Source organism: Litoreibacter roseus, from assembly GCF_009811795.1.
In the GTDB taxonomy this organism is placed as follows: domain Bacteria; phylum Pseudomonadota; class Alphaproteobacteria; order Rhodobacterales; family Rhodobacteraceae; genus Litoreibacter; species Litoreibacter roseus.
The window spans coordinates 1-811 of the sequence record NZ_BLJE01000025.1; the positions used below are offsets into that span (position 1 = coordinate 1).

1 protein-coding gene is annotated in these 811 nt (G+C 57.5%); it reads right to left on the reverse strand.

The annotated features are described in order from the left end of the window. Nucleotides 1–53: 53 nt before the first annotated feature. Nucleotides 54–764, reverse strand: a complete 711-nt coding sequence (locus KIN_RS22200) for an IS6 family transposase (protein ID WP_159811279.1) — start codon at nt 762–764, stop codon at nt 54–56. Nucleotides 765–811: the final 47 nt, after the last annotated feature.

An 811-nucleotide genomic window follows, 5' to 3' on the forward strand; every position in this document is an offset into this window, starting at 1 on the left:
GGCAGTGTCAGGTTATTATTGATGGCACGCCAGAACGGAGCTGCATTTTGATTTCAAGCGATCAACTCGTGTGCATACTCAGTCCAAATTTCGAAGGCATCGGCTCGGGCGTGGCGGTAGGAACGGGCTGAAAGGCGGTGACGTTTAGGGCGAAACAGGACGGCGGTTTGATCGTGAACCGACAAGAACAGTTGTGCCTGACCGGGCGACTTGAACCGGCCCATGATCTTCTCTCGCCGCCGCGTATGTCTGTGTGAAGCCTCGACCCGATTGTTCAGCCCTTTATGTTGGCGATGTTCGATTCCGGGAGCGAGGTCTGCCTTCGCTGCGCCGTATGACCGCAGTTTGTCGGTGATGATCACGCGCGGTTGACCCCAAGCCTTGAACAGTTTTCTGAAGAAGCGCAGCGCCGCCGCCTTGTTCCGGCGGGTTTGGACCAAAATGTCCAGAACGTCACCGTTGGCATCAACAGCCCGCCAAAGCCAATGCTTGCGGCCCTTGATCGGCACCACAACCTCGTCGAGATGCCATTTGTCGGCCGGGCGCGGCCGACCCCGGCGCACCTTGGCAGCAAACTGGATGCCGAAACGCGCCACCCAGTCCCGGACCGTTTCGTAAGAAACCGTGATCCCGCGAGAGGCCAGGAGATCCTCAACATCACGCAAGCTGAGTGCAAACCGATGGTACGCCCAAACCGCGTAGCCAATGACTGAGCGTGGGAAACGAAACCCCTTGAGACGGGATAGATCAGACAGATTCAACATGTCATCGCGCTACAACGGCAAGTTGGTTGCAACAACCTGACAATGCC